Annotated in this window: 7 protein-coding genes; 4 read left to right on the plus strand and 3 right to left on the minus strand. The window is 64.9% G+C overall.

What is annotated here, in order from left to right; translation table 11 throughout:
• Both AC1D00_RS19545 and AC1D00_RS19550 read left to right on the plus strand, forming a co-directional pair.
• Positions 1–568 (plus strand): MFS transporter (locus AC1D00_RS19545; protein ID WP_477011786.1); only part of this gene is annotated, 568 nt, incomplete at its 5' end.
• A 138-nt stretch (positions 569–706) separates the two neighbouring features.
• Positions 707–1942 carry an MFS transporter gene (locus AC1D00_RS19550; RefSeq protein WP_477011787.1) on the plus strand — a complete coding sequence of 412 codons (1236 nt, stop codon included), beginning with the start codon at positions 707–709 and terminating at the stop codon, positions 1940–1942.
• 122 nt (positions 1943–2064) lie between these two features.
• On the opposite strand, the gene AC1D00_RS19555 is transcribed toward AC1D00_RS19550, so the two are convergent.
• Together AC1D00_RS19555 and AC1D00_RS19560 are read right to left on the minus strand one after the other, a co-directional pair.
• Positions 2065–2559 carry a VOC family protein gene (locus AC1D00_RS19555; protein WP_477011788.1) on the minus strand — a complete coding sequence of 165 codons (495 nt, stop codon included), beginning with the start codon at positions 2557–2559 and terminating at the stop codon, positions 2065–2067.
• A gap of 90 nt (positions 2560–2649) precedes the next feature.
• A complete protein-coding gene (locus AC1D00_RS19560; protein WP_477011789.1) occupies positions 2650–3195 on the minus strand; it encodes a carboxymuconolactone decarboxylase family protein in 546 nt (181 codons plus the stop codon).
• A gap of 137 nt (positions 3196–3332) precedes the next feature.
• Between AC1D00_RS19560 and AC1D00_RS19565 the strand changes: the two genes are divergently transcribed.
• Both AC1D00_RS19565 and AC1D00_RS19570 read left to right on the plus strand, forming a co-directional pair.
• Positions 3333–4532, plus strand: a complete 1200-nt coding sequence (locus AC1D00_RS19565; RefSeq protein ID WP_135176129.1) for an acyl-CoA dehydrogenase family protein — start codon at positions 3333–3335, stop codon at positions 4530–4532.
• A 138-nt stretch (positions 4533–4670) separates the two neighbouring features.
• Positions 4671–5810 carry an acyl-CoA dehydrogenase family protein gene (locus AC1D00_RS19570; RefSeq protein ID WP_477011790.1) on the plus strand — a complete coding sequence of 380 codons (1140 nt, stop codon included), beginning with the start codon at positions 4671–4673 and terminating at the stop codon, positions 5808–5810.
• 391 nt (positions 5811–6201) lie between these two features.
• Here AC1D00_RS19570 and AC1D00_RS19575 read toward each other — a convergent pair.
• The coding region (locus tag AC1D00_RS19575) for an amino acid ABC transporter substrate-binding protein (RefSeq protein WP_477011791.1) at positions 6202–7095 on the minus strand (894 nt) is incomplete at its 5' end.

The raw sequence follows: 7095 nt of genomic DNA on the forward strand, positions 1-7095 counted from the left end.
GTGCGGCGTCATCGCCTATCCCATGATGAACCTGGTGATGACCTCGGCGCCGCTCGCCATGAAGCTCTGCGGCCTCAGCGTCAGCGATTCCAATTTCGGCATTCAATGGCACATCGTGGCGATGTACGGGCCGAGCTTCTTCACGGGCGCGCTGATCGCGCGCTTCGGCGCGCCGAAGATCGTCGCCGCCGGCCTGCTGCTCGAGGCCGGCGCGGCCACCATCGGTCTCTCCGGCATCACCGCGATGCACTTCTGGGCCACGCTGATCGTGCTCGGTGTCGGCTGGAATTTCTCCTTCATCGGCGCCTCCGCTCTGGTGCTGGAGACGCACCGGCCGCAGGAGCGCAACAAGGTGCAGGCCTTCAACGATTTCCTGGTGTTCGGCATGATGGCGATCGGCTCGTTCTCGTCAGGGCAATTGCTCGCCAGTTACGGCTGGTCCGCGGTGAACATGGTGGTGTTTCCGCCGGTCGTGCTGGGGCTTGCCGTGCTCTCGCTGGTCTCCTGGGCGCGCCGCCGCAAGGCGCAGCTGGAAGCGGCCATGGGCGAGTTCCCGGACGCGGTCTGATGGCGGGAGGCTGTCAGCAGCGTTGATAGTTCGATCGCGGTCGAAGTGATTTTCGGGAGCCGCGTTGTTACATGATGCTCGTCATGAACAGGCGAGCGTGAAACCAGGCGCTTGCGGGGATGCGAAGGAGAAGCGCGAATGCTCGACAACCCTCGACATCCCACCGTTGACGAATCCTCGCTTCGCTACGAAGGCTGGCGCATCGTCGCGGTGTGCTTTCTGCTCGCGACCTTCGGCTGGGGGTTAGGCTTCTACGGCCAGAGCGTCTATGTCGCCGAGCTCCAGCGCGCCCGGGGCTGGCCGGCCTCGCTGATCTCCGCAGGGACCACGTTCTTCTATCTGTTCGGCGCACTGCTCGTCGTCTTCGTCGGCGAGGCCGTCAGAAAATACGGCCCGCGCCTCTGCCTGATCGCGGGCACGCTGGCGATGGCCGCCGCGGCAGTCGCGATCGGCGCGGTGCGCGAGCCCTGGCAGCTTTATCTCGCCAACGCCGTGCTCGCCTTCGGCTGGGCCGGCACCAGTCTCGCCATGATCACCAACACGATCAGCCTGTGGTTCGACCACAGGCGCGGCATGGCGATCAGCCTCGCGCTGAACGGCGCCAGCTTCGGCGGCATCGTCGGCGTGCCGCTGCTGGTGACCATGATCAGCCATGTCGGATTCGCGACCGCGATGTACGCCACATCAGGCGCTATGCTGGTGCTGCTCGTGCCGGTGATCCTGCTTGTCGTCGGACGGCCGCCCGATCTTCACGGCTGGCATGCGGCGGCGAAGGCGAAGCCGCAATCGTCAACGCAGATCCGCGCATGGGCGCTGCGGGACGTCGGCTTCCTCACGGTGACCATTGCCTTTGCTTTGGTGCTGTTCGCGCAAGTCGGCTTCATCGTGCACCTGATCTCGTTCCTCGACCCCGTGATCGGCCGCGAGCGCGCGGCCGTGGCGGTTGCGGTGCTGACGGCGATGGCGGTGGTCGGCCGCGTGCTGTTCTCGACGGTGATCGACCGCCTCAACCAGCGTCTCGCCTCGGCGCTGTCGTTCCTGAGCCAGGCCGCGGCGCTCCTCGTAGTCATCAACCTGCACAACGACTATGTGCTGATCGCGGCCTGCGCGGTGTTCGGCTTCTCGGTCGGCAACCTCATCACGCTGCCGTCGTTGATCGTGCAGCAGGAGTTCGATTCCGCCTCGTTCGGCGTGCTGATCAGCCTCAACACCGCGATCAACCAGGTGACCTACGCGTTCGGCCCCGGCGTCGTCGGCTTCCTGCGCGATTTCTCCGGCGGGTACGCTATGCCGTTCTATCTCTGCATCGCGCTGGAGGTGGTGGCTGCTGCGCTGATCATGGTGCGGGGGACTAGCCACACGAAAACTGCGTAGGGTGGGTTAGCCCTGCAGATGCACGAAGTGCATCTGCGCGGCGTAACCCACCATGCTTCAGCGAATGCGGAACGAAGTTGGTGGATTACGCCTTCGGCTAATCCACCCTACGGACCACGGCATCACGCCTCGCGCTGCCGTAACAACGCCTCGACATCCAGCCGCTTCGTAATCATCGCCAGCTTGCCGTCCGGCCCGAACGGCCATTGCTCCCTGGGCCGATCCCAGTACAGCTCGACGCCGTTCTGATCGGGATCGCGCAGGTAAAGCGCCTCGCTGACGCCGTGGTCGCTGGCGCCGTCGAGCGTGATGCCGGCGGAGAGCACCCGGTGCAGCGCATCCGCCAGCGCCGGCCGCGTCGGATAGAGGATCGCGGTGTGAAAGAGCCCGGTCGTGCCCAGCGGCGGCGGCGAGCCGCCCTTGCTTTCCCAGGTGTTGAGCCCGATGTGGTGATGATAGCCGCCGGCCGAGATGAAGGCCGCGCCCGAGCCCATGCGCTGCATCAGCTCGAAGCCGAGCACGCCGCAATAGAAGCCGAGCGCGCGATCGAGGTCGGCGACCTTGAGATGGACGTGGCCGATTCGGGTGCCGGCATGGACGGCTGGGTTCTGCGACATGGCAATGCTCCGTTGATCAACCCCAGATAGGTCGGGCCCCGGGACAGTGCTACGGGCCCATCCCGAAACCCATCGTTTCCGAATAGGAAACTAAGCCAGCTCCGGTACCTCGCCCTCGGGCAGCCCGAACTCGAACGTGTTCAGCGTCATTGACACCAGCGTGTAGTAGCCGCACAGCCCGATCACCTCGACCACACCGCGCTCGCCGAGCAGCTTCACTGCCTCGTCATAGAGGCCCTTCTCGACGCCGTGGCCTTCATGCAGCGACTTCGCGACGTCGTAGATCATCCTGCCCTTGGGATCGTCGAACTCAGGCGTGCGACGGTCGCGGATCGCGTCGATGATTTTTGGATCCATGCCGCCCTGGAGCGCCAGGCGCTTATGCGCGTACCATTCGTAATGCGCGGTCCAGTGCCGCGCCGTCACYAGGATCGCGATCTCCGAAAGCTTGGCGGGGAATATCGTGTCGAAGCGCAGGACCTCGCCGAGCCGCGTGGCGTGGCGGGCCATCTCCGGGCTGTTGAGCCAGGCCATCATCGGCGCCGGCGGCTTGCCGCGCTTGCCGGCAATCGACTCGTCATAGGTCTGCCGCTGGCTCTCGTTCATTTCGCCAGGCGAAAGAAGTGTCAGGCGCATTCTCTTTTCCTCTTTGTTTTCAAGCACCGCCGTGGCGGCGACTATAGCCGAACGCGCCTGCGGAAGTGGTTGAATTCYACGAGGCGATGGCCCAGAGTCCGTGACAACAAGTCGATTTTGATTGATGGAAACGACCCATGAGCGATTCTGAAACCGCCGATCTCGAAACATTCCGCGCTGAGACGCGTGCCTGGCTGGAAGCCAATTGTCCGCCGGAGATGCGCAAGCCCGCAACCTCGGACGCCGACGTGTTCTGGGGCGGGCGCAACGCAAAATTCTCGTCCGAGCCGCAGCGCATCTGGTTCGAGCGCATGCGCGACAAGGGCTGGACTGTGCCGGATTGGCCGAAGGAATATGGCGGCGGCGGATTGAGCGCCGCCGAGCACAAGGTGCTGCGCGCGGAGATGGGAAGAATCGGCGCGCGGCCGCCGCTGTCGAGCTTCGGCATCTGGATGCTTGGCCCGGCGCTGCTCAAATACGGCAACGAGGCGCAGAAGAAGGAGCATCTGCCAAATATCGCAGCTGGCTTGATCCGCTGGTGCCAGGGCTATTCCGAGCCGAACGCCGGCTCGGACCTTGCCTCGCTCCAGACCCGCGCGGAGAGCGACGGCGATGATTTCGTCATCACCGGCTCGAAGATCTGGACGTCCTACGCCAACTATGCCGACTGGATCTTCTGCCTCGTCCGTACCGATCCCGCGGCGAAGAAGCACGACGGCATCAGCTTCATCCTGTTCGACATGACCTCGAAGGGCGTGACGACCAAGCCGATCCTTTTGATTTCCGGCTATTCGCCGTTCTGCGAGACCTTCTTCGACGGCGTCCGTGTGCCGAAATCGCATGTGGTCGGTACCGTCAACCGCGGCTGGGACGTCGCGAAATATCTGCTCCAGCACGAGCGCGCGATGATCTCGGGCATGGGCGAGCGCGGCGTCGGCCGTCCGCTCGGTCAGATCGCAGCCGATTCCGTCGGCACCGATGCGCAAGGCAAGCTCGATGACTCCATGCTGCGCGGGAAGATCGCGAGCTTCGATGTCGATGAAGCCGCCCTCGCCGCCTGCGCCGAGCGCGCCGTCGATCTCGCCAAGGCGGGGCAGGCGCATCCGGCGTTCTCGTCCGCGATGAAATATTACGGCACCGAGCTCAACAAGCGCCGCTACGAGATCCTGATGTCGGCCGGCGGCGTCGATGCGCTGGAATGGGAGAGCGAGCGCTCGAAGCAGGGCGCCCGCCCGCGCGCCTGGCTGCGCACCAAGGCCAACTCGATCGAAGGCGGCACGACGGAGGTGATGCTGGGCATCGTCGCCAAGCGCATCCTCGATCTGCCGGGGGCCTAGCAAAAGTCCTCATCCTGAGGAGCGGCCGTAAGGCCGCGTCTCGAAGGATGGCCTCGTGGTTCGAGACGGCGCTACGCGCCTCCTCACCACGAGGGTCAACACCGAATCCAGTCGAACAGAACTTTGTTGGAACCCACCATGCCCCTCGTCCTCACCGAAGAACAATCGATGCTCCGCGACTCTGCGCGCGGGCTGATCAGCGACAAGGCGCCGGTGTCGCATCTGCGCCACTTGCGCGATAGCAAGGATCCCACCGGCTTCTCCAAGGAGTTCTGGCATTCCTTCGCCGAGATGGGCTTTGCCGGCCTGCTGGTGCCGGAAGAGTTCGGCGGCTCAGGTCTCGGCTTCGTCGAGGCCGGGATCGTGATGGAGGAGATCGGCCGCACCTTGATGCCCTCGCCCTTCCTCGCCAACAGCGTGGTCGCGGCCTCGGCGCTGAACCGCGGCGGCAATGCCGCGCAGAAGTCGGAGTTCCTGCCGAAGATCTCGAACGGCTCGCTGCTGGCGACGCTCGCGATCGACGAGGGCGCCAAGCATCGTCCGCTCCAGACCAGCCTCCAGGCCGTGCGCGCCGGCAACGGCTTCAAGCTCTCCGGTGCCAAGGCCCTGGTCGTCGACGGCCACGTCGCCGATCTCCTCATCGTTGCCGCGCGCACCGCGGGCTCGGCCGGCGAGCGTGACGGCTTGACGCTGTTCCTGGTCAACCCCAAAGCCAAGGGCGTCGCGGTCGAGCGCACCATCATGGTCGATGCGCACAACGCGGCGCGGATCGAGCTTGCCAATGTCGAGGTCAACGCCGACAGCGTGCTCGGCGAGGTCGATCAGGCCGCCGGCCTGCTCGACGGCGTGCTCGATATCGGCCGCGGCGCGGTCGCCGCCGAAATGGTGGGCCTGAGCGACGAGGTGTTCGGCCGCACCGTCGAGTATCTGAAGAGCCGCAAGCAGTTCGGCAAGCTGATCGGCGAATTCCAGGCGCTGCAGCACCGTGCCGCCGAGCTCTATGTCGACATCGAGATCACCCGCGCCGCGGTGATGAAGGCGCTCCAGGCGCTGGATGCGGACGTTGCCAAGGCCGCATCAAGCGTCGCCGTGGCCAAGGCGCGCGCCGGCACCACAGCCACACGCGCGGTGCAGGAGGGCGTGCAGATGCATGGCGGCATGGGCATGACCGACCAGTTCGACATCGGCTTCTTCATGAAGCGCGCGCGGGTGTGCGAGGAACTGTTCGGGGATGCGAACTACCACACCGAGCAGCTGGCGCGGGCGCGGGGGTATTGAGCCCTAACCCCTCATGGTGAGGAGCCGCGCGCTTGCGCGGCGTCTCGAACCATGAAGGCCCCCGCTGCTGCATCTCGGCCTTTCATCCTTCGAGACGCGCGCAGGGCGCGCTCCTCGGGATGAGGGGAGAGGGCGGTTTGTTAGCAACAAAGACGGTGTCGTCGCCCGGCTTGACCGGGCGACCCAGTACGCCGCGGCCTCGCGGTCGATCACAACCGTCTCGGAATACTGGATCGCCCGCTTTCGCGGGCGATGACAGTTGAGATTGTTGAGAGCGCCTGCCCCAATCTCGTCATTGCGAGCGCAGCGAAGCAATCCAGACCGTCACCGCGGAGGGACTCTGGATTGCTTCGTCGCTTTGCTCCTCGCAATGACGGCAGTGAGACCGCCGTTACCGCATCGGCGGCGCGTACTGCACGCCACCCGCGTTCCACAGCTGGTTCATGCCGCGCGGGATCTTCAGCTTCGACTTCTCGCCGATGTTGCGCTCGTACATCTCGCCGTAATTGCCGACGTTGCGGATGATGCGGACGACCCAGTCCTTGGTGAGGCCGAGCTGCTCGCCGTAATTGCCTTCGGTGCCGACCAGCCGCATCACTTCCGGCTTCTTCGACTTCAGGGCCTCGTCGATGTTCTCCGAGGAGACGCCGAGCTCTTCGGCGTTGATCATCGCGTAGAGCGTCCACTTCACGATCATCATCCAGTCGTCGTCGCGCTGGCGCACGACGGGCGCGAGCGGCTCCTTGGAGATCATGTCCGGCAGGATCATGTGGTCGCCGGGCTTGCCGAGGTTCAGCCTGAGCGCATAGAGCTGGGAGACGTCTGCGGAGAGCGTGTCGCACTTGCCGGTGTCGTAGGCCTTCACCACGTCGTCCAGCTTGTCGAACTTCACCTCTTCATACTTCATGTTGTTGGCGCGGAAGTAATCGGCGACGTTGAGCGCCGTCGTGGTCCCGGACTGCACGCAGACCTTGCTGCCGGTCAGGTCCAGTGACGTCTCCTTGTTCCGCGCACGCGGCAGCATGAAGCCCGCGCCGTCGTAATAGGCGACGGCGGGGAAATAGAGGTCGTAGTCGAGCTCACGCGCCATGCTCCAGGTCGAGTTGCGCGAGAGGATGTCGACCTTCCGGCTCTGCAATTCCTTGAAGCGCTCGCTGGCGTCGAGCGCGACGAACTTCGCCTTGGCCGGATCGTTGAAGATCGCCGCCGCCACCGCGCGGCAGAAATCCACGTCGAAGCCGGTCCAGTTGCCCTTGTCGTCGGGGATCGAGAAGCCCGGCAGGCC

It is taken from the genome of Bradyrhizobium sp. P2_E8, assembly GCF_056403875.1.